Below are 22,397 nucleotides of genomic sequence, written 5' to 3' on the forward strand. Positions count from 1 at the left end.
TTCTTCTTTTTCCGGATCGATCATCTGATCCAGATTGTTCTCCAATATCTTCTGTACGGTCTTAAAGCTGTAGATCTTAAAATCCAATGCCCGTTTACAGGCATTTATTAATCGTTCCCTACCTACCTTCTTTTCGAAGTTCAGGATTCCCAGGCAGCTTTTGTAGGCCTGCTCGGGATGATTCCGACTGTCGATAATTTGGAGAATGTATTCTCCCACTGCAGTATCAATACTGTTTGCCCAATCGATAAAGCGGGAAGCACTCCATCCGGCAACGAACTGGTGGGTGCTGGCTAAATGTTCTGTAATGGTTGTGTAGACATAAGGCTTGTAATTGCGTCTGTGCATCGCGATCCTGTTGTATTTATAGTAGATCTCCACTGTGGAAGATGTGTATAGGATCTTGATCTTCTTCTTGATATACTGATACGGAACACTGTAGTAGTTCTTGTCATGGCTCAGCTGTACGTGTCCATTCTGCATCACGGTTGCAAAGGATTGGTACCTGATCTCAAAACGATGCTCAGGCAGTGGGCGCAGCTGCTGCTTCTCGTCCTCTAAGAACAGCTCATACCGGGAGTAAGGACGTCCTGTGAGCTTGCGTTTGTTATGAGAGTCCAACAGATCCCATATCTCACTATTTAGTTCATCCAGACCGCAGGCTCCCTGTTGAAGGTTGGCGTAGATCCTTCTGTACAGGATCTTGACCGCTCCCTCTACCAAGGATTTATCTCTCGGCTTGTAAGCCCTGGCAGGCAGGATGGTCGTTTCATAATGTTCAGCCAGATCGGCAAGGGTCTCGTTGATGGTGGGTTCAAAACGGCTGCTTTTGATCACTGCGGATTTTAAATTATCAGGAACGATCGCTGCCGGTGTGCCCTCAAAAAAGCGGATGGCATTTTCTACAGAACGTACAAAATCTTCCTTTTGCTGACTCATAGAGGCTTCAGCATACGTGTACTGGCTGGCTCCCAATATGGCTACAAAAAACTGAACTTCTTTAAGCTCCCCACTTTCTTTATCAATAATGGAGAGTGTCTTTCCTGCATAATCGACATACATCTTATCACCGGATTTGTGATTCATATGCATCACCGGGTTCACACGCTTGCCCCAGATCTTGTAATGATGCCGGAACTGTGAACTCTGAAAACCATCAGGATACAGTACAAGATACTGCTCCCACATATGATTTACCGTGACACCTACCTTTTTGAGCTCACGTTCCATCTTGGGAAAAAAATCGTACAGGGATTGTAGTTTGGGGCTGATGGACTCCGCGGTGGTATTGGAAAACAAAAGTTCCAGCTCGGCGTCTGTCTTGGCATTGATCGCATCAAGGTTTAAGCCCAGGATCTCATATAATGAGATGTATTTTTTTACGGTATTTCTGGAAAGGGATAAATAGCTGCTTATAAATAACTTGCTCTTTCCAGTGCTGTAGAATTTTATGACTTTTCTAATCTTACTCATGTCTGTTATTTTATTTGCCATAATCCGCTTTTTTTAACGAATGTATGACGCTAACATCATGAAAAAATCAAGTCGTTTTTATCTCAAATATAACCCAGATAACAGGTGGTCATTTTGGACCGGAAAGTGGTGGTCACTTTGCTCCGAAATCAGTGGTCAATTTACTCCGAAATTAGGTGGTCAATTTGACCGTCTTTTCCAGTCAGGATATTGAAAAACATCACCATCAAAAATCTGAATAGTCTCATATGACGAATTTTGCTTAAGAACAGCAATATTAAAATTGGGATACTTCATAGTTCTTGAGTCAAAATTTACGCCTCCCTTCATATCGGATTGCTTTTTTAAAGAGGCATAGACAGAATCACTTTTCAAATATGTGAAATTATAGAATTTAGAAGTCGCTTCTTGGGTATTGATATCGAGAACGTATATATCAATATCAGCAGAATCTTGTTTTTTATCAGATTTAGATTCTAACTGGTAGTATACTCGTATGTTATTCTGAGCAAAGGAGTTAATACTCATAAAAAATATTAATATTATTTTCAGCATTTTAATCATAATTTAAATTTAATATTTTTAGAAAAAGCCATTGAAATAATTTGCTTACTCCAATGACTTTTTAAGTTAATTTTAGGTTTTAGTTTGTAATAAAATACCCTTTTGCAGTAAAACCACCTGCAGTAGTTCCACAAACTTCATCTACTCTAGAGTCACAATGACCACCATCTGCAACAGGTGCTTGCTTTGCTAGTAAGCTTGAAGATGATACAATTGTTGCACTTACTATACCTAATGCAACTAATGACATTTTAATAATATTTTTCATAATGATAATTTTTGTTCCTAGTTTTTTGTGAAGCAAAGTTTGGAACTTTTTCTTTACTTCTGGTTAAAATATTAATTGATACTTTATCTAAAATCCGTTGTCAATTGCATTGCACACTACAAAATTCTACGGATGATAAATCATTTGTTTTTATTGTTCTTCTTCTTTTCTAAATTTGTGAAAACAATTCGTCGATAGAACTCTAAAAGTATTTGAAATGATTACAATTTCCACACGGCGGTATGGCAGACTAAATATAGAATTGCTAAGAAAATAACAGCTTTAACGAATCATTAGACTTAAGTTTAAAAAAAAACTATATTATTTTTCAGGATAATGAATTGCCTTATCCACTTCTATCGGGTTATTAAATTTCCTAAGATAACTTTGTTGTTGTTCAGTTACATCTTTAGAGTTGGCTTGAACCATTTCTCCTTTTTCATTTTCTATAATAAGACCACCTTCTCCAAAATCTTTTAAAGGGCTGAGAAAATAATCCATTTGTAGCTTGTCATATTGCTTTTGTGAAACCTCTAAAGGTTTTAATGTATTAAGTGCCTCTATATAAGTAGAAGTGTCGGTTTTATATTTTATATTTTTGTTTCCTTTGAAAGTGAAAATGTAATTTTGTTTTGTATCGGCTAATTCCAATATCAGACCAGGCAGTCCGTAAAACTTGTAAGGGCCATAGAATAAAGGAATCTCAGAACTAAACCAGGCTTCCCAATTTCTACCTCCAAATTTTGTAGTAGCTTTCTGAACATTGTATTTTCCTATAATTTTTTTTTCTGTTGTTATGTTCCAGTTTTGTTTATCATTGGTTTTTAACAGATAATATAGAGGTGTTTGAGAATAGTAATTATAAAATTCGTTATTCTTTTTATGCACTAACCTAATATCTAATTCTGTCTCAGAAAATATATAATCTTGATTTATTTTCGATTTGGAAATAGAATCGTTTTTAAGAAATTCATAATTGTAAAATTTCTGGTCATCTTTTGATATGTCTAAAACATAAAAATCTTTGACATAATCAGTAGATGTGGAGTCATTTTTGAACTTGAGCTCATAGAAAAAGCGATGTGTACTCTGGCTAAAAACTAGCTCACTAAAGAGAAGTAATTGTAAGATAAGGCTTTTCATTTTTCAATAAAATCTAAGGTTTCATAATTAGGAGAGTTTGATATGTCAACATCTTTCTCGGGGATATTAAATTCAGCAGCAATTTTTTTTACTATTCTTTTCTTGTTGGAAGTTATTGCTTGCTGTTTATAATCAAGAAAATCTAATTTTTTAGAAAAATCGGGTTCTGACAAAATAATACTTGTTGATTTTTCTACTTTTTCCAATTCAAAAAAATATACATTCATTTCGTCCGACGCTTGTACTACTAAGCCTGGAAGACCAACTAACAACCACGGTCCAAAAACATTTATGTCATTGTAATCTTTTGTGAAAAGGACATCCCATTTTCTGTCATTTATAAATGCAGTTGCTTCGTAAACATTCCACTGTTTATATTTTTTCAGTTTTGGATTTATTTTCCAATTAGGTAACGTTATTTTTTGATTTATTAAACTTTTTGAATTACAATCAACATCATATAAAAGGAGCTTACTTATTTTTTTATTAAAATTGAAAAAATACTCTTTCTTATCTTGGCAGATAGAACTATTCTTAAGCACTTTTATAGTATCTCCAAGTTCATTAATTTCAAATTTATTTTTAAGTAAGTTCTTATATTGTGATAGATAAAAAATAGATCTATTTTCTTTTATATTCAATTGTAATAAGCCTTCGGCTAATAGTTTCTTACTTTCAATTTTTTTCTCCAAGCTATAATAAACATTGTACTGGCCATAGTATTGAAAGTATATTAAAAAAGAAAGAATAAAGAATATTTTTTTCATTTTATAAATTAAAAGGGGCTTTGCAGCCCCATTTTTTGTTAAGAAGCAAGGATAATTTTTTTAGGGCAAGTTACTTTTACATAATAAGTATTACCAAAATCATCAATTGCTTTTCTATAACAAGTTGTAGCTTCAGCTTGTAAAAAACTTTTGGTTATTGTTACGGGTTTACTTTTTGCACTTAGGCTACCTGTCACACCAGCAACTGCAAATGTTGCTACTAATAATAATTTTTTCATAGTTAAAAATTTTAAGATTTAATTTTTTTTTTGATTAACACTTTATTTATAATCCATTTTCTTTTGTATTACGCACTACAAAATTTGAAGGAATGATAAATCTTTTTATGATTTTTGGTTTCTTTAAAAGGTTTAAAAATACTTTTGATATTCTACCATTTTATTTTGTCTTTTTTAGGTTCTCCCTCATCATTTGTAATGTTTGATGAATCGCCGTCTTTGTTAGATTTAGAAGAATCTTGTTTTGCTTTTTGGGTAATCGAATTTTCTATACTATTTTCTGGTATTGCTGATAGCTCTTCTGCTTCTCTACAACCCACTGTTGAAAGTGATATTATTAATAATGTTATTGTTGAGATAAACTTTTTCATATAATATTTGAATTTTAAAGTTTATCCCGGCCGGGATTTTTATTGACTAGAATTCTTGTTGCTAAAGTATTATGCAAAAAAATATTTTGAAAGAGAAGCAAGTCCCTACTCTTAAATTTAAGAAAAATGACGTCCTAATTTAAATACTAGGACAATTTTAAAAAAGCAATCAATTAGTAATCAAATAATTAAATAAAAAAAAGTTTTATTACTAAAAAAATATTTTTTTTAGTAATATTTAGGTTTAATAGTTAGATTTGTATAGTAATAGCCAATAATTTTAATAATGTTTAGTAGAAAACTCTTATTTTTCTGTTTCTGTATCTTTCTTTTGCTTCAATTTGAAAAAATGAATGGACAAAAAACCTATGAGGAATTAGAAAAAACTTATGAAAATTTAAATGAGAATGATGAAAAAGCACTTAGATATGTAAATATTTATCTCAAGAAAGCTAAAAGGGAAAGTAACTATACTGAACTGAAGCAAGCTTACGAAGATTATTCTTATCATTCTTCTAATAAAAAGTCTAAATTAAAATATGCTGACAGTGCTATTATTGCTTCAAAAAAGGCTGGAGACAATGATTTATTGTCTTCCGCTTATTTATACAAGGGAAGTATATATTATTTTTATGACAAAGATTACCAATCTGCATTAAGAGAATATTTGACAGCTTACGATTACTCTAAAAAAGGTAATGATGATTACCTTAAATACAAAGTAATCTATCAAATGGGATTAGTAAAAAGTTATCTTGGTTATTATAACGAAGCTATTGAACATTTTAAAGATTGTATTTATTATTTTGAACCAAGGATAAAAGGAAATTACCATCGATATGTAATTTACAATTCCACCAAAGGTTACCTCAATAGTTTGCATCAGATAGCTGTATGCTACAGAAATATAAAAAATTACAAAAAGGCAGATTCAATTATTACTACAGGCCTTAGATTTTCAAAATTTGATGATTTCCCCTCAGAAAAAGCTTATCTTACTAAGTGTAAAGGAATATCGGAATATCACTACAAAAAATATAATTCTGCCATTACACTTCTGCAAAAAAGTTTACCCATTTTAAATAAAGATGACGATTTCTATTGGTCTTCTGTCTCAAATTTTTACATTGGGAAAAGCTATTTAGGATTGGGAAAAGAGGATGTTGCTATAAAACAATTTGAAAAGGTAGATTCCATTTTTGATAAAAGACAATTTATCGTCCCTGAGCTTCTTGAAAATTACAATCTACTAATAAAGTATTATCAAAAAAGAAAAGATTCGGAAAAAGAGTTAGAATATTCAAAAAAACTTTTAAAAGCAGATAGTATCCTTAACCGAGATTTTAGTTATTTGTCAGCAAAAATCCACAAAGATTATGATAAGCAAATCTTGGAAGAATCCAAAACCAAACTAGAAAATCAAAATAAATGGGGATTAGGAACAATTATAATACTTACTTCATTATTAGTTATAGTAATTTTATTAGCTTGGAAATATTATAATAATGGTAAGAAGATAAAGCTAAACTATCTAGAACTAGAAAAAAAACTGCAACAAAACACATCATCAGCTTCATTATCGTACGAAGGAATTTCTACCTATAGCAAATCGGTACTTAGTAAGGAGATTTTTACAGACTTACAACAGCGACTTGAGAATTTTGAAAATAATAATGAATTTAACGAAAAAGGACTATCACTTATATTACTTGCTGAAAAATTAAATACTAACACTTCTTACTTATCACAATATATAAATGATACAAAGGAGATGAATTTTAATAAGTACCTATCTACACTTCGGATTAATTACATTACCCGATTAATGTATAAAGACCCTTTATACCTACGTCTAAAAATTCAAAGTCTAGCGGACGCTTGCGGAATAAGCTCCCGCCAGAATTTCTCTGATCTTTTTCAGGAAATAAATGGAATACGCCCAACAGATTTTATAAAGCAAAGAAAAAAAGAGTTAGAAGAACAGGGAAATATTTCAGCAGCCATACCGTCATCAGAATCTTAACACTTCTTCAAAAGATAAAAACAAAGACCTACCTCGCTTCATACCCATCTTTGAATCTCAGAAATTTCTCCGCCTCTTTAGGATTTTTCTCAATCCATTTTTGCAGGAGTTTCGTATTATGTTCTAATTGTTGAATATTGTCTTCTGGATAAAGCTGTTTTCCATCCTTTTCAAATTCGGAAAGGATTTCCTGCCTAAGCTCGCTTTTGGAACGGATACTTTCGGAATACCATTTCAACGCCTGATTACCACTTAGAAGAATCGTCGAAAAAGACAAAAAGACCACCCCGAAAACTCCCCAGACAAACTTCGATTTTCGTTTAAAAATATTAATAGCTTCAAGACTTTGTTGTGATAATTCCGCAGTAATTGTTTTCGGGATTTGGCTTACGGTTTTCTTTAATGCTTCATTCTCTTTTTTATAAGTTCCCGATGTTTCATCAATTAAATTTGTCAATGCTGATACAGATTGTTCAAGTTCCGATAATACATTCATAAAATCTTCAATCGAAGCTCTGGTTTCTTCGTTGGATTCAATATTTGCTTTACAGGATTCTATAACTTGATTCAGAATCTCCATTCCGTCTTTTTCCGTGTTGTCCATAATTTTTAACGTTTAAATTTTTTATTGTTCTCTATTTCAATTTCATTACTTCTTAAATCCTCATTCTGACTATTTTGTTTAAGAAAATCAGAATCATTTGAGGTTTTCAATCGTTCTGAGCGTTTTGTTTTTTCTTCAAAGATTTTTTTTATTTCAGATATTTTCAGTTTGTTCGTGATTTCAGAAAGCTTGTATCCAGGTTTATATTGTCGTGAGGTTTCCTCGTTGATATCCGTTTTAAGTGCGATTCTCATTCCTGAAATTCCTATTTTGACATTGCTCGATAATGAAACCAAATAACCCCGATTCGACATTTCCAAAACCAGTTCTTCAAAATTTTTAGAATTTCCGATACTATAAACCAGATTCTCATACATATCATTTCTTTTTTCAATACCTGTTTCGATGTCGGTCTTTATACCCAAATCCCGACAGATTTCCCGTACAGCTTTGCCAAAATTCTCCCCGATTTTATGGGATTTTACGGTGCATTTTCCAAAAGTATCTATCCTGTTTACTACAAAATGAATGTGTTTCTGTTTTGTGGAATTGTGTACATCCAAACGATATTGATTGTTTTTTGAAACTCCAACTTTTGCAAGAGCTAGCATTGTGATTTTCGCCAATTCCGAATCGGAAAGTTTGTCGCCCGTTTCTTTTGGAGGAGAGATGTAGCCTGTCAAAGCCCATTTTTTGACATTGATATTTCTCTTAGCGATTGCTTTCATCTCCAAAAAGTGTTCTTTAGAACTGCTCCCGAGAAGATTGTTCGTATCAAGCATCTTTGCAGTTCCCTTGTCGTTTCCGTTGTATTCCAAAGCGATTTTGGAAATCCGTCTTGTTGTTGCCGAATTATTCATTACTCTCCATTTTGAAGATTCTCCCGTTCCTGTATTTTTTGATAGAGGTACTGTTTTATCAAGTTCAAAACAGTTTCGATTTCCAGCAGGATATTTTTTTTATTTTCAAAAGCAGACCATTCGGAATTTCGCAAAAGGTTGGTGATTCGTATAAAGTTATTGCCATATTCCAGAAGGATTTTATCCGTTTCGAATTGATTGACTTTCAATTCTTCTTTTGTTGCAACCATTCGAAGAAAGGTCGAAATTTTCAAACTGTATTTTTTAGCTTCGTCTTCCAGAAACTTGAATTCCTTTTCGGTAAACCGCACGGAAACAACTCGTGAAAGATGGTTCCCACTTTTCTTTTTCAGACCTCCTTTTTTCCCGAGTTCACGGAAGTATTTTTTTCTGTTTTCAGTCTCTTTTTTTTGTTCCTGCTCACGGGAGACTTTCAGGACAAAACTTTTTAAAAAGTCATTCTCCAAATTTTGTGTATTTATTTTTAATCGAAATTCAGTTTGTTTTAGATAGGTTTTTTAAGACGTTTTTGACGATAGGAAAAAACCAAAAATTCCCAATTTTACAATTAGCGTCCACGCTTTTTGTAAACATTGGGTACTTTTTGCACTATGAGACTACCAGCTTTTGATACATCATTTTTTATATCAGTCAGATACTCATTAAAGTCCTTATGATTCTCGTAGATTTCAGAATAATCTTTGGCGTTGGGGAATGATTGCAAAATCTCATTTTTGCATTTCAACCCTGCTGGGTCATTATCCAGAAACAAACTGATTTCTGAATAATCTTTCAAATGCTCTTTGGTTTTATTCAGCAATGCAATTGAATTCATCACAAGCAGATTTCCTTTATACGATTTCTGCATTTCCACAAAAGATAAAGCATCAATGAAGCCTTCAAAAACTGCAACATTTCCAGTCTTGATTTTTCCATTACCATTATCAATTTTGCTAGAATTATTCTCATTCAGATTAATGATTGAAATATCTTTTTTCAAGATTGCTCCTTTGTAAAATGAATTTCTCAGTTCCCATCCACCGGATTGATTTTGAAAACCGACAGCATATAGATTTTTATCTCCTGTTTTGAAATGTATCTCTTTTACAAAAGGATAAACATTTGGAGAAAGACCTCTCTGCTCAAGATAGTTTTTTAGATGTTCATTTTGAAGTTCTTTGATTTCCGTGATTTTATAATTCGGCTGTAAGCTGTTTTGCTTTTGAATTATGTTTTGCTGATGAAAGGAAGAAAAATTTTGTTTCTCCCCCCATTCCAATACATCTTTTATCGAAGCGTTCAGATATTTCTTCATAAAATCGATATTGTTCCCTCCAATACCTTCAGAATGGAGATACCATATGTTTAAACTTTTATTGAATTTAAAAGAGGCTTGGGATTCGCTGGCAAAAGGATTGAGATACCAAGCTTCTTTTTCATTTTGTTTCGTAGGAAGGTGTCCGAGAGAAAGGAGGACTTCTTCCAACGATATGCGGTTGAATTGTCTACAGTTCATTTTTTTAATGTTTTAAAGATTTGTAATTGTTTTTAGGAAAAAACTCAAGGAATGCTTTTCGCTTAAAGCGGACGGATTTGATTTTGCGAAACTTTTGATGAATTGATAAGAGAATACTGTATCTTATTAAATATTAAAAAGTTACACTCTCATCAAAGTCTCATCATCTCATCAAACTTGAAATTTTCTTCTCATCATTCTCTCATCAAAATTGAAGGTTCTAAAATTTGATGAGGCTTTTGATGAGATATAATTAATTGATTTTGTTTTCATTATCAATTAATTCATCATTTCATCAAATTTTTGGAGTATAAAATTTCTTTCTACGCTAAAATATCGTCCCGTCTTGTTTTGCTGGTAGAAGCTTCCGCTGTAATCTATGTCGTATTTGATGTAAGCCAATGAATTGTTTTGGGGTTCAAGCTTCCAGCTTTCCTTAAATAGTTTTCGGACATCATTTACTGTCCAGTACTGATTCTTGAACATTTTACCTAACATATTGAAAATATCCTGCGGGATAAAATTGATTTGCTTGTCTTCGTTGCATTCAAAGAACTCGTATAAAAGTTCAATTATTTTTGATTCGAGCTTGTTGTTATTCTTCCAGACCAATTTTTGTAGAGCCTTGGTTCGTATTTGTGATTCATTGAACCACATTCTGGTCTGTTTCCTGCTGTAAAACTTACGCTGGATTAAATGCTTCAGTAGGAAAGGGATTTCACTGATAAGGTTATTCAGGAACTCTGTATTTTCTGTTTTTATCGGATTGACTTTTAAAATCCAGAAACGGATTTCGTTTTCATCGATTTGGATGAAGTTGTCCTCATTATTGGAACACAGGATAAATTTGGCAAAGAAATCCACTTCTTCACGGTCTTTGCCTTTGGCTTCCATTTTATCTTTATTGGTAGTGGAAAGGTATTTCAATCGTTCAGTGATTTCTTTCTTGTCGAAGAATACTTCATCAATAGCGACAATCAGCATCGAAGTCCAATCCGAGTTGAACTGACTGCTGAATGAGTCTCCTTTGATATAGGTCATATTAAGACCGAAAATAGCTTTCAGCCATTTGATGAAAGTAGATTTTCCTGTGGCTCGTTCTTTTGAAACAAGGCAAAGAATAGGAAGCATCTGTGTCGGCTTTTCAAGCAATATCTTGATGTAGTCCAAACCAAGTTCCAGCTGTTCCCCGAAAATATGCTCCATAAATCTCAATGAAAATGGAATCTTTTCTTTTAAAGCTTCAAAACTGATATTTTCTTCAACAGGGTGGTAAGGGATTTCATTATAAGTATTGTAGAATCCTTGAATGATCTGCTGGTACTGAAGATGTGAGGGGATGCAACAGAAACCATCGTACTTGGGAACTTTTGAGACGTAAATTTTTCCGTGATCGCTAATAATGGTTTCACGATTCCACCGAACAAGTATTGAACTCTTGTCTCCGGAAATTAATGGTTTCTCAATAGTTTTATAGTAGGTAGGTTGTTCCAACTCTTAGATAGGGGATTTTTTCACTCATTTTTCATAGTGGTATTATTCCGTAGGAATACGGAAGGTTAAAGTAGAAGTAATTGGATTTTTATTGTTGCTTACTTTCTTCGATTTCTCCCATAGTCCAAGAGTTCCTTTTTGGAATAATAATACCTTCCGCTGAAATTGTAGAATGGTAAATTCTTATTTTTTCTCCAATCGATAATGGTGGGAATGGAAATATGCAGGAATTTTGTAGCTTCAATTTGAGAAATCAAATCTTCCGGCTGTTCTTCTGCTTTCTTAATAGGTAATGTGAAATCGGTTGCTTTTTTTAGAATAATTTCGACCGCTTTTTCCAAATCTGCTTTGGAATGTGAATAGAGTTGTACTGACATTTTAATTGATTTTTGTTGGTTTAACTTATGGCAAAGTTCCAATCAAAATAGGTCAGTATAAAAAATACGATGAATTACGTAATGATTTTAAATTGTAAATTATTGAAATTTAGTTATTTGCGTCTAAGACTTGAATAATCTATTGTAAACAGAGTTTATTGATTTTTCTTCCAATTCAGACAATTTAAAAGCCGGGTTTCTAAGTGCGTGTTCAATAGATGTATTTTTAATCTCGATTTCTTGTTTGGTGATTTTTAAAATTAAAAGAACTAAATCGAAATTTTTATATTCCGCAATTTTCTTTGCATTTAAATATGAAAAAAATCCCATTAAATATTTGACATCCTTTGCGTCAAAAGAATTTATTGAAGGTTCTTCATAGACTTTTTCATCAGTGAAAAATTTCACAAATTTTATGAATTGTATTTTAAATCCCTTCAAACGTCCGTCATTTTTATATTTCAAATCTAAGTATCTCTCAAAAAGAGGATAGATTTTTTTTGAGTCTCCTGCAAACTTCAATAAGTGTTTATTATTTTTTAAATTCTTTTCAAGAGATACTTTTATATCGGAAAGTGTTTGAAGAATATTATCAGATTTTTCTGACAAAGATGATATGAGATTATTTTCCGCAAAAACGAGTTTGAGATTTTCAATGGAACTTGAAAGGATAAGAAGGCTTTTTTCAATGCTAAAATTGTCATTTTCATTATTCAGAATCTTCTCAATCTCCAAATCAACAAGTGAAATGTCATAATGCAAACCTTGATTGTCATCAAATCTTATCAACTTGATATTTAATAAAGTTTCAGAAATAATTTGATAGTCGTTATTTAAATTGCTAAGACTATCTGTCTGCTTATCTATTCTGCTGATAATTTCAAGTACATTTTTAAGGTATTTTCTATAGAAAAGTGTTGCTGTGTAATGGTCAGAAATTGAATTGTATAATTTGTTATCATAATATTCAAATGTTAAAAGACTATCTATTTTGAGTATAAAGTTTTCGAATAAATAATTTTTGTAGGCTGTATCGGTTATCCCATTCAATTCTGTTCTTTTAATTTTGTCAATGATGGATTCAAAACTTTCTCTCCGGTATTCTTCTGTTTGGTTATTATAGAAACTTACTTTTGTGCTATATTTTTGAAAGAAAAAATCATCACGTAAACTTAATTTACCTTCTTTTCGAGACTTGGTTGTTTTGTAAAAGAAATAAGAAAGAGACAATATAATAAATACGCCATAATACCAATAAGGTGTAAAAATTATACTGTATATGGCGATTATTGCATAGGCAAAAAGAATACTTAAAATTGTAAATTTAAAAATGAAATAAGACCTGAAGATTGTTTTTTGCAAAAGCCAAGTGAATTCGTCTAAGAAATATTTTTCTGTGATGTAGACATACGTTTTAAACAAAATAATAAATGCAATTACGCTTAAAACCGTAATTGATAAAAATAGACCCAAGTTGTCAGAAATTACTCCCACATTTTATTCCTTATTATTCAGATTATTCTATATCATCCATAATGGCATTGATTTTTTCTTTTACAATATCCATTCTTTCATCAATAATCAATGGATGAATGTGAGTATGCAATAGCTCGTCTAACAGACCTCGGTCAATAATCTTTTGAATTTCTGCTTTGAGAAACCCTGAAATCCACCCATCAGCTTTAGCGATTTCTTCAACAATGGTGGTTCGATTATCAATAATGTAGATAATATCCTCAATGTCGTGACTGGTTCTGTAATCTTTTCCCCGACTATTGAAGGCTTCAAATTTCGTTGCCAAAAAGCAAGGTGCAGATAAGATGTTAATTTCCTGTTCTTTTGCCTTTACTTTCCATAAATTTTCAAAACCTATTTTGTACCAGCGGTTGGTTGAACCAAAAGCGTTGTCTTCCGCAGGAATAATATCAACAGGTATTTATCATATCTATAGCTGCATATGGAAGCTCCGAATGGGTCAGGATGAAAACCTAATTTCCCAAGCTCTTCAATAGTTTCCTGAAATTCACCCGTATCAATGATATTAATAGTCAAGTCAATATCTTTTGTAGGGCGTATTTCATCAGCTGCAGGGTCATCTGTATAAAGACTGATTACGGAACCACCTACAAAAACTATTTGGTCTTTATACTGTTTTAGAGCTTCAGCTACTTCAGCAACAGTGCCTATGTTGATGGTTTTATTATGCAATGTTCAGGTATTTTTTAAGGTATTCGACTGCAATTTCTTTTTCTCTTGATTTTCCTACTCGAATGGCATCCGTAATAGCAAGTAACTCATACAATTTTTCATCTATCAGTGCAGCTTCCGGAACTGATGGATAAAGTGGTTCTATGCTTTGTCCTCTTGCATTTCCTTTTGCATAAGCCCAAACATAATTTTCATTACTTTGGATTTCATTAGCTAATGGAGATGCACTATGTGCAGTTGGAACTCCTCGTACAACTGCTCCCGGTTTTTGTGGAAAAACGTAGCGGACTCCATACTGTAAAAATTCTGCCAGTGCGTATTTCATTACAGTTTTACCTTTGGTGTCCAATAATCCAGAATTTTTTGACCTTGCAACAGATTCGCTTATTTCAGCTTGGCTTATTCCTAAATCAGCTGCAACGGAAGACTGATTCCACGAATCATTATCAAGACTAATAATTTTCAACAAAAGGACAATATCCTGTGGTTTCATATTTTGTTTTGAATTTTTCATATATTGCATATTGCGATATGCAATATTAATAAAAAATATAGACTTTGCAATCATAATTATCGCATATCGCAATATACAATAAATTATCCCCAAGCTTTGTCCATCTGTTCATCTGTGAATGCTTCTGTCACCTTCATATATTTATCTAAAACAGCATCTTTTTTGATATTCGCAATTTTCTTAATGGCTTTAGGTTCCATCCCCAAAAGCAGAGAATTAGTAATGAATGTTTTTCGTGCAGTATGGCTAGTTATAAATTTACATTTTGGCTGTGTAAGTGTATTTTTCTTATTACCTACAAACCAATGGATAGTAAAAGGCTGTGTAATTTCTGCCAGCTCACAACAATCCTTTATGTATTCATTAAATTTCTGTGGAGAGATAACTGGTAAAGGTTCATAAATTGTTCCTTTGTATTTTTCCAGAATAGCTTTTGCATATTTATTCAACTTAATAGCGTGATTCTGTGTTTTAGTTTTTTGAATGGACAGAATGATATGGTCTTCAGATATGTTGGCTAAATGTAATTTTGATAAATCTGAAAATCTTAATCCAGTAAAACATCCCATACAATAGAAGTCCCTCACTTGTGAAAGTCTATCGTTGTCAAAATCTTTTTCATATAGTTTCATCAGCTCTTCAAAAGTTAAATAAATAATATCAATGTCGTGTTCAGAAGCTTTGAATTTTTCAAAGTCTCTATTTGTATTATATCCTTTTTCGGTTGCCCAGTTTAAATATGATTTTAAAACCTTGATTACTTTAGCGAAATAATTTTGCTTCATCTTTTTTGTTTCATAAGAGTAATCTCGTAATGATTCAAAAAAATCTTCATCAACTTTATCAAAAGAAAGCGAAATTCCGTTTTCTTTACAAAAGAATTCCAGATAGTTTTTTACAGTAGTTTGACCCTTGATTGTGTTTGGAGTTTTTATTAATTTTCCTTTGTCAATGTATTCTGTAAAGCATTTGAAAAAATCGAATTCACTAGATGTTTCAACTTTTTCATTTGAATCAAACTTTTCAATAAACAAATCCTTTGTTGGTTCAAGCTTATTTGCTCTGAAATAAAGCGAAATGTCTTGAATTTTGGTTTCTATCTGTTGGAGTTTTTCATTTATTTCGTCATATCCATAGTAAATGTCTTTTTTTGAATTAGCTTTCACACGATTATTTTGCCAGTCATTTATTTTGCAACTCAATCCAGTATTTCTTTTTATTATAGAGCTGTCAATTCTGAATAATATCCTAATTGGCATTAAACCGTCTTGATTTACTTTGTCTTTTCTTAATTCAAAATTGTACTTTATCATAAGTTGAAATAGATATAAATGAATATAAGGGGGAACAAAAGGGGGGACTAATTTGCATTTAAGATTATTTAAAATCAAAAAATCATTTATCTTAAAACCTATTGTATATCAAAGTTATTGAATATAAATGAATTAAAAACAAGTAAAATTAAGAAAAGTTTAACATTACCTCCGTCTGGGGTACTTAAAAACCTTGATAATCGACTGATTGTCAAGGTTTTTTATGTTTAGTGCAATATATGTACAATGTTAATTCATGAAAAAAGAAAAAGTAAAAAAGTATTCGTATTGTCATTTTCGAATTCTTCCTTTATTAAAATTCAATCATTATTGAATTGATTTAAACAGTTTGTATCATTTAATTTCAAATTAAAAAAAGAAACTCAAAGGGATTTTTTAGCTTTATAGAGACGATTAATAAAGCCAACTATACAAAAATTTAGCATTTATCCTTATATCACTCTTAACTTAATTAGAAATAATATTTTACCTCCTATAATATGCCCTCGTAGAGCAGTTAGGTTCATATGTTCAGTGTGGATATTCTAATTTAGTGTCTAGTAAAAGTGAAGCATAAAAACTTACTTTTAACTTATGAAACGTGAGCGAAAAATCTACAATCCAAACTTTTAGTAAAAGAAAGTATTTGTATTTACAATAACAAAAGACCACATCTTAGTCTGAAGATGAAAACTCCGGAAACAACCCACAAAAAATCCGGAAAATCAAAATCTTCCGGATTAGTAATTTTAATTGAAAAAACTTGTCAATCTATTTTAGGACTAGTCAAATTTTCCTTTATTTCAGGTTCCGGCTTACAAAACTTCGACTCGAATTTCTGTTTCCACATTTCCTTGAACTTTTCTTTATCTTCTTCAGTTCCACAAAATTTGGATTCTAGTTTTTGTTTCCACATTGCTTTTAATTCTTCACGCTCCTGCTCTGTTCCACAAAATCTTGATTCAAATTTTTGTTTCCAAGTATTTCTCATATCATCACTTCCTTCGAAATGATTTCTTTTTCCGAATTTCTTTCCATTAAATCCTCCAAATAAGATTTTGGATAATAACAAAATCCCAAATGCCTGCCAATAATTAATAGCTTTAACGCCCAATATTTCCGGCAAAAGTGTATTCCAAAGCCATTGGAAAAACCAAATAAATAATCCCATTGCGCCAATAACGCACGGAAAAATCAACCAAAATTTCTTTTTATTACGTTTCATCCTTTATTATATTAATCATTCAAATCGTTGTAAAGAGTCTGCAATTTTTTTCGCAAATGTTTTACAGCATAAGATTTTCTACTTATTATTGTTTTTATATTTTCACCTTCTTCGTCTGCAATTTCCTGCAGAGTTTTATCTTCAAGTTCGTTTTGTATGTAAACACGTCTTTGTTTTTCAGGCAATTCATCCAAAGCTTTCATCAGCTCATTCCAAAACATTTCTTTGAAAACCCCAATTTCAGGATTATTAGTATCATCAGCCAAGAGAATATCTTTGACATTCAGTTCGCCGTCTTCGTCCTGATAAACAAAATCTTCCAGAGATTCGCTTTTCTTTTTTCGATAACTGTCGATGATTTTGTTTCTAGTAACAGAATATAACCAAGCTCCGACATTTTCCAGTTCATCCAGATTGGTCAATCTGCTCGTTTGAAACCAAACTTCCTGAAGAATATCTTCTGCATCTTCTGTCTTTGCCACTTTAGAATTGATAAAGCGCAACAGCTGGGAGCCGTAATTTTTCACGACTTCCGTAATCGATGCAGATTTTTTTTCGGCCATTTGCTGTAAAGATAGCGACTCCATATGAATATGACGCCACAGATTTTTTTTTACCTTAAAAGTGTTCAAAATTTTTATAATGGATTCAATTTGTAACAAAAGAATGATTTGAAAGTCTAATTAATTGATAATACAATCTATGAAACTAAAATCCATCTTCCCCATTTCTGCTCTATTTCTAAGTCAAATCTATTTTGCTCAGAAAACTGAAACAGAAGAAACAGGCAGTAAAGAAAAACAAATTGAAGCGGTAACCATTACCAAAACTAAAAAAGCCGTTGAACAAAAAGCAGATAGAACAATTTTCGATTTTTCTGAACAACCGAATCTAAATTCCGGAACATTGATGGAAGGATTGAAGAAGCTTCCCGGACTGGTTTCCACAGATATTGCCGGAATGATGTATCAGGGAAAATTTCTAGAAGTCTATATGGACGGAAGACCTTTGAATATTTCAAGTAATGAGCTGACCGCTTTCCTGGAAGGAATGCCCGCAAATTCTGTAGAAAGAATAGAGATTGTGACGCAACCAGGCGCAGAATTCCCTGCTACTTCTGGTGGTGCCATTCTTAATATCATCACTAGTAAAAATGCAAAAAGCTATCTTTCTGCAACTTACAGCGGAAGTTATGCTTTTACAAATTATGAAAAAGCGAGACACAAAACTGTCAACAGTCTTAATCTAAATGCCCGAAACAAATATTTTGGCTGGCAAATTAATTTTGGACAAAACTATCGTGAAAGTTCACAATGGAGCGAAATTGCCGGTCTTTCAAAAACTTATACTGATAGAACAGGACGTGGTTATTTTGCCAATGCAGCGATGACTTTTGATTTGGGAAAAGACAGATTGCTGTTGAATTATGAATTCAATAAAAACAATAATGACAACGTGGTTGAAAGTAATGGTTTTGACTTTGATAACATCAATAACATTATTATTCCTGTCATTTCTGAAGATTTTGGAAAGACATTGATTAATAGAAATGATGCGACGATTACTTATCAAAAAAGATTTGATGATAAAAACAAAAAGCTTGATTTTCAGTTAAATTATAATAACTATAATACGGATTACGCTCAAAATAGTTTTGTCAATCCATCTAATAATACCGCGAATGCTTCCAACCAAAATGTTTATAGTTTCAAGGTCGATTTTTCTCAGCCGTTGAAAATCTTGGACGAAGGAAAAATCAGCATTGGTGGTTTGTATGAAAAACTAAATTTTGATACAGATAACAGAATTATTACAAATTTAGATTACGAAAGACAAACTTCATCTATGTATGCAGAATTGCAGGCGAAACTGAAGAAATTTGATTTTATTTTGGGCGCAAGAGCCGAGAATTATGACATTAATGGAATGACCAGAGTTCTGAAAGATGATATTGTAACTGAAGAAAAACTGACGCCTTTCAATCAATTCAGGATTTTCCCGAATGCAAGTGTCCAATACAATTTTATGCAAAGCGTATTTTTTAGCTTCAACTATAATAAGAAAATCAGCCTTCCAAACATCTCTTTCCTGAATCCAAACAACACGGTTTTCAATAATCAGAACATCAATTACGGAGGAAATCCATATTTACAGCCTACGATTTTTGATAATTTTGAGGTTAAAATTTCGGCTTTTGATTATGCTTTTATTAGTTACAGCATTAGCTATTCTGACAACAATATTGCACAACAAGTTGGGAGAAAAGATCTGCTTGTAACTAACACGAATGTGAATATCCCAACAATGAGAATCCACAGTTTCAATGCAGGATTGCCGGTTCCGTTTATGATTTTCACGAAGAGTTTTAGCGAGATGATGAAATTTGATTTCAATCCAGATAAAATCAATTTCCTTTATCTGTACACGAGTTATCAAAGACATGAGATTCCTGATTTGAACAACAAAGGTTTTTGGGTCTTTGGAAGTTCCGCACAGATTATTTTGCCTAAGGAAATTAAACTAACTGCTAATTACCGTCATATTACGAAAGGAAATTACTTCTACTTTGATGCGATAAAACCATTTAATCAATCTTTTGATATTAATTTGACTAAAAAATTCATGAATGATCGTCTTACGGTTTCGCTTTATGCAGATGATATTTTCAATCAGAATAAGAATTATTTCAACTCTGTTCCGCCAAACGATTTGAGTCCTGTACTTTTATCAAGCAAAAACGACACCCGAAAATTCGGAATTTCTTTCAATTATAAAATTCCGACCAAAAATAAATTAGCCAAAGTGAACCCGAATCTTATCAAGAACAATAGCACGTCTGATTCTAGTGGAGGAATTATAACTCCTTAGATAAGAATTTAAATTAAAAAAAGCCGAAAGATTGATTTCCTTCGGCTTTTTGTTTTATTCTTCACAAGCTCTCCAAACCGCATCATTCTGCGGAACCTGAGCTGTTATTTGAATATTTTCTTTAGTGACAGGATGAGTAAATTCTAATTTTCTGGCGTGGAGGGAAATTCCTCCATCTTGGTTAGAACGCGGACTTCCGTATTTCAAATCACCTTTGATTGGAACTCCAATTTTAGAAAGTTGCGCACGAATCTGATGATGTCTTCCTGTTTCCAAATCCACTTCCAGCAAAAGATAATTTTCCAAAGTCTTGATTAGACTGTAAGTCAAAATCGATTCTTTTGAACCTTCTGTAGCTTTTGTAAAGACAATCGCTTTGTTATTTTTTTCATTCTTTTGAAGATAATGAACCAATCTTTGAGAATTCGGAATCATCTCTTTCCCAACAACTGCCCAATATGTCTTTTTAACTTCACGGTTCTTCACCATTTGAGTCAATCTAGAAAGCGCTTTGGAAGTTTTTGCATAAATAACCAAACCAGAAGTTGGTCTGTCAATTCTATGAACCAAACCAAGAAAAACATTGCCCGGTTTATCGTCTCTTTTTTTGATAAAGTCTTTAATCAATTCAAGCAAAGATAAGTCACCGGTTTTATCGCCTTGAACCAATTGTCCTGCTTTTTTGTTGATGACCATCATATGATTATCTTCGTAAACGATTTGTGATTCAGAAAAACTTTGAGACATTATTGATGTTGTTTTAGTAGCCATTTCGGAATCTCGTCCAAGAGCTCTGCCGAAAGAATATTGTTGTGATATTTGTCTGTGTATTCCCAAAGAAAAACTTTGCCTTTAGATTTCATTTCATCAAAAAACTTAAAATTACTTTGAGGGAAATTATCCGTATCCAGACTTCCGTGAACAATCCAAATTGGCATTTTCGTGAGTTCGTCCATTTTATCAAACTGAGAAATTCCTGAAATATTAATGGCAGCTGCAAATAGATCTGGTCTTTTAGAAATTGCATTAGAAGTTGTAGCTCCTCCCATAGAAAATCCCATTACGTAGATTCTGTCTCGGTCAATATTTTCATTAATGATTAAAGAATCGATTGATTTTAAAACTAAATCCAGATGTTGATTAGATTCAGAAGCTTTTACATTTCTGGTTTCATCGAGATGGTAATTGGACGAACGAACGGGAAATTGCGGAGACAAAACATAAACCTGATTATTCTTCCTATTTTCCGAAAGAAGCCACATTTTGGACAAAACACCCATTTGAGAAGAGTTGTTTGTTCCAATTGCACCAGAGCCGTGAAATACCAAAACTAATGGATATTTTTTATTCTGTTCAATTGTTTTTGGTTTCAGAAAACGATAATTCACAGCTACTTTTCCATTATCAAATTTTCCCGCTTTGAAATCAGAATAATCCAAACTCTTGATATATTTAATTCTTGCTAAAGATTGTAACGAATCTGCTTTGTCGTGAAAGTCAGTCTTCGTTCCATATTTCATTTTCTGCGAAGTGCAGGAAAACACAAACAGGATTCCGAACAGAAATAATGAAACTTTAAGAAACTTAAACATTGACGATATTTTAAATTAAACCCTTTCAGAATTCAAGTTCCGAAAGGGTAAATTTTATTTTGAATTATTTTTAATAACTTTCCTTATCATTCGGGAAATCAGAACTTTTTACATCTTTCACATATTGAGAAACTGCACCTGTGATTTCAGAATAAAGGTCAAGATATCTTCTCAAAAATTTCGGAGAAAAACCTTGATTCATCCCAACCATATCGTGATAAACGAGAACTTGTCCGTCACAATCCGGTCCGGCTCCAATTCCGATTGTAGGAATAGAAATACTTTCCGAAGCTTTTTTCGCAAGCGCTGCCGGAATCTTTTCCAATACAACTGCAAAACATCCCAATTCTTCTAACAATTTACAGTCAGCAATCAATTTTTCTGCTTCAGCATCTTCTTTCGCTCTTACTTTATAAGTCCCGAATTGATAGATACTTTGAGGCGTCAAACCAAGATGTCCGCAAACAGGAATTCCCGCATTTACGATTTTTCTGATAGATTCTTCAATTTCTTTTCCACCTTCGATTTTAATGGCGTGAGCACCACCTTCTTTCATCATTCTCACGGCAGATTCCAAAGCTTTTTCAGGATTACTCTGATAAGTTCCGAAAGGTAAATCCGCCACAACCAAAGCTCTTTCCACACCACGAACAACACATTGTGTATGATAAATCATTTGGTCCAATGTAATTGGCAAAGTCGTTTCGTGACCGGCCATTACATTCGCCGCAGAATCACCAATTAGAATGGAGTCAACACCGCCAGCATCAACCATTTTCGCAGTTGTAAAATCATAAGCCGTCAGCATTGTAATCTTTTCCTTATCGAATTTCATTTTTCGCAAGGTCTCCGTGGTGATTTTTTTTATTTCAGAATGTACAGACATATTTTATGAATGATAAAATTATAGGTGATAAATGATTAAAACAGATAAATGAGTTGCGCTGAACTGCATCAGCTATCATTCATCTATTATCA

General features: G+C 32.5%; 24 protein-coding genes and 1 pseudogene. 2 read left to right on the forward strand and 23 right to left on the reverse strand.

Annotated features, from left to right (window positions below):
• From istA to DRF58_RS06490, 7 genes are all read right to left on the reverse strand, one after another.
• Nucleotides 1-1,494: IS21 family transposase (gene istA / locus DRF58_RS06460; protein WP_116034006.1), on the reverse strand; the 1,494-nt coding region annotated here is incomplete at its 3' end.
• 159 nt (nucleotides 1,495-1,653) lie between these two features.
• Nucleotides 1,654-2,001 carry a hypothetical protein gene (locus tag DRF58_RS06465; RefSeq protein ID WP_123902375.1) on the reverse strand — a complete coding sequence of 116 codons (348 nt, stop codon included), beginning with the start codon at nucleotides 1,999-2,001 and terminating at the stop codon, nucleotides 1,654-1,656.
• Nucleotides 2,002-2,116: 115 nt separating this feature from the next.
• On the reverse strand, nucleotides 2,117-2,305 hold the full coding sequence (locus DRF58_RS06470; RefSeq protein ID WP_116034010.1) for a hypothetical protein: 189 nt from the start codon (nucleotides 2,303-2,305) through the stop codon (nucleotides 2,117-2,119).
• Between the two features lie 321 nt (nucleotides 2,306-2,626).
• Nucleotides 2,627-3,448, reverse strand: coding sequence for a GLPGLI family protein (locus tag DRF58_RS06475; protein ID WP_116034011.1), 822 nt, complete (start codon nucleotides 3,446-3,448; stop codon nucleotides 2,627-2,629).
• The gene (locus DRF58_RS06480) at nucleotides 3,445-4,215 is read right to left on the reverse strand and encodes a GLPGLI family protein (RefSeq protein WP_116034013.1); all 771 of its coding nucleotides are present in this window, start codon (nucleotides 4,213-4,215) and stop codon (nucleotides 3,445-3,447) included. Before DRF58_RS06480 ends, DRF58_RS06475 begins: the two co-directional genes overlap by 4 nt.
• A gap of 38 nt (nucleotides 4,216-4,253) precedes the next feature.
• Nucleotides 4,254-4,454, reverse strand: coding sequence for a hypothetical protein (locus tag DRF58_RS06485; RefSeq protein ID WP_116034015.1), 201 nt, complete (start codon nucleotides 4,452-4,454; stop codon nucleotides 4,254-4,256).
• Nucleotides 4,455-4,606: 152 nt separating this feature from the next.
• Entirely contained in the window at nucleotides 4,607-4,825 is a 219-nt protein-coding gene (locus DRF58_RS06490; RefSeq protein ID WP_116034016.1) for a hypothetical protein, read from the reverse strand.
• Nucleotides 4,826-5,174: 349 nt separating this feature from the next.
• Here DRF58_RS06490 and DRF58_RS06495 point away from each other — a divergent pair, with 349 nt between their 5' ends.
• Nucleotides 5,175-6,848 (forward strand): helix-turn-helix domain-containing protein, encoded by a 1,674-nt coding sequence (locus DRF58_RS06495; protein WP_245955370.1) that lies wholly within the window; start codon nucleotides 5,175-5,177, stop codon nucleotides 6,846-6,848.
• A 28-nt stretch (nucleotides 6,849-6,876) separates the two neighbouring features.
• Here the strand turns inward: DRF58_RS06495 and DRF58_RS06500 are convergent, their stop codons facing one another.
• From DRF58_RS06500 to DRF58_RS06560, 13 genes and pseudogenes are all read right to left on the reverse strand, one after another.
• On the reverse strand, nucleotides 6,877-7,452 hold the full coding sequence (locus DRF58_RS06500) for a hypothetical protein (RefSeq protein WP_116034020.1): 576 nt from the start codon (nucleotides 7,450-7,452) through the stop codon (nucleotides 6,877-6,879).
• 5 nt (nucleotides 7,453-7,457) lie between these two features.
• Nucleotides 7,458-8,312, reverse strand: coding sequence for a relaxase/mobilization nuclease domain-containing protein (locus DRF58_RS06505; protein WP_116034021.1), 855 nt, complete (start codon nucleotides 8,310-8,312; stop codon nucleotides 7,458-7,460).
• Nucleotides 8,312-8,779: a plasmid mobilization protein gene (locus tag DRF58_RS06510; protein ID WP_116034023.1), complete on the reverse strand. Its 468-nt coding sequence runs from the start codon at nucleotides 8,777-8,779 to the stop codon at nucleotides 8,312-8,314. The genes DRF58_RS06505 and DRF58_RS06510 overlap by 1 nt, the downstream gene beginning before the upstream one ends.
• A gap of 101 nt (nucleotides 8,780-8,880) precedes the next feature.
• On the reverse strand, nucleotides 8,881-9,828 hold the full coding sequence (locus DRF58_RS06515; RefSeq protein WP_116034025.1) for a toprim domain-containing protein: 948 nt from the start codon (nucleotides 9,826-9,828) through the stop codon (nucleotides 8,881-8,883).
• A gap of 279 nt (nucleotides 9,829-10,107) precedes the next feature.
• Nucleotides 10,108-11,350 (reverse strand): annotated as a pseudogene (locus DRF58_RS06520) (primase-helicase family protein).
• Between the two features lie 70 nt (nucleotides 11,351-11,420).
• The gene (locus DRF58_RS06525; RefSeq protein ID WP_116034026.1) at nucleotides 11,421-11,699 is read right to left on the reverse strand and encodes a helix-turn-helix domain-containing protein; all 279 of its coding nucleotides are present in this window, start codon (nucleotides 11,697-11,699) and stop codon (nucleotides 11,421-11,423) included.
• Nucleotides 11,700-11,822: 123 nt separating this feature from the next.
• Nucleotides 11,823-13,193 carry a hypothetical protein gene (locus tag DRF58_RS06530; RefSeq protein WP_116034028.1) on the reverse strand — a complete coding sequence of 457 codons (1,371 nt, stop codon included), beginning with the start codon at nucleotides 13,191-13,193 and terminating at the stop codon, nucleotides 11,823-11,825.
• Nucleotides 13,194-13,215: 22 nt separating this feature from the next.
• Nucleotides 13,216-13,500: a hypothetical protein gene (locus DRF58_RS06535; protein WP_116034030.1), complete on the reverse strand. Its 285-nt coding sequence runs from the start codon at nucleotides 13,498-13,500 to the stop codon at nucleotides 13,216-13,218.
• Nucleotides 13,501-13,568: 68 nt separating this feature from the next.
• The gene (locus DRF58_RS06540) at nucleotides 13,569-13,907 is read right to left on the reverse strand and encodes a nucleotidyl transferase AbiEii/AbiGii toxin family protein (RefSeq protein ID WP_116034031.1); all 339 of its coding nucleotides are present in this window, start codon (nucleotides 13,905-13,907) and stop codon (nucleotides 13,569-13,571) included.
• Nucleotides 13,900-14,421, reverse strand: a complete 522-nt coding sequence (locus tag DRF58_RS06545; RefSeq protein ID WP_206605217.1) for a hypothetical protein — start codon at nucleotides 14,419-14,421, stop codon at nucleotides 13,900-13,902. The genes DRF58_RS06540 and DRF58_RS06545 overlap by 8 nt, the downstream gene beginning before the upstream one ends.
• An 83-nt stretch (nucleotides 14,422-14,504) precedes the next feature.
• Nucleotides 14,505-15,812 carry a site-specific integrase gene (locus DRF58_RS06550; protein WP_123902376.1) on the reverse strand — a complete coding sequence of 436 codons (1,308 nt, stop codon included), beginning with the start codon at nucleotides 15,810-15,812 and terminating at the stop codon, nucleotides 14,505-14,507.
• A gap of 688 nt (nucleotides 15,813-16,500) precedes the next feature.
• On the reverse strand, nucleotides 16,501-16,959 hold the full coding sequence (locus tag DRF58_RS18695; protein WP_245955371.1) for a hypothetical protein: 459 nt from the start codon (nucleotides 16,957-16,959) through the stop codon (nucleotides 16,501-16,503).
• A gap of 11 nt (nucleotides 16,960-16,970) precedes the next feature.
• Nucleotides 16,971-17,522, reverse strand: a complete 552-nt coding sequence (locus DRF58_RS06560; RefSeq protein WP_245955372.1) for an RNA polymerase sigma factor — start codon at nucleotides 17,520-17,522, stop codon at nucleotides 16,971-16,973.
• Between the two features lie 139 nt (nucleotides 17,523-17,661).
• Here DRF58_RS06560 and DRF58_RS06565 point away from each other — a divergent pair, with 139 nt between their 5' ends.
• Nucleotides 17,662-19,827 carry an outer membrane beta-barrel protein gene (locus DRF58_RS06565; protein ID WP_116034036.1) on the forward strand — a complete coding sequence of 722 codons (2,166 nt, stop codon included), beginning with the start codon at nucleotides 17,662-17,664 and terminating at the stop codon, nucleotides 19,825-19,827.
• Between the two features lie 54 nt (nucleotides 19,828-19,881).
• Here DRF58_RS06565 and DRF58_RS06570 read toward each other — a convergent pair whose 3' ends face one another.
• The 3 genes from DRF58_RS06570 to panB form a co-directional block, all read right to left on the reverse strand.
• Nucleotides 19,882-20,598, reverse strand: coding sequence for an RluA family pseudouridine synthase (locus tag DRF58_RS06570; protein ID WP_245955373.1), 717 nt, complete (start codon nucleotides 20,596-20,598; stop codon nucleotides 19,882-19,884).
• Nucleotides 20,574-21,419, reverse strand: a complete 846-nt coding sequence (locus DRF58_RS06575; protein WP_116034040.1) for a carboxylesterase family protein — start codon at nucleotides 21,417-21,419, stop codon at nucleotides 20,574-20,576. The genes DRF58_RS06570 and DRF58_RS06575 overlap by 25 nt, the downstream gene beginning before the upstream one ends.
• 70 nt (nucleotides 21,420-21,489) lie before the next feature.
• Nucleotides 21,490-22,305 (reverse strand): 3-methyl-2-oxobutanoate hydroxymethyltransferase, encoded by an 816-nt coding sequence (panB, locus tag DRF58_RS06580; protein WP_116034041.1) that lies wholly within the window; start codon nucleotides 22,303-22,305, stop codon nucleotides 21,490-21,492.
• Nucleotides 22,306-22,397 lie beyond the last annotated feature (92 nt).

The sequence above is a fragment of the Epilithonimonas hispanica genome, from assembly GCF_003385395.1.
GTDB classification, from domain to species: Bacteria; Bacteroidota; Bacteroidia; order Flavobacteriales; family Weeksellaceae; genus Epilithonimonas; species Epilithonimonas hispanica.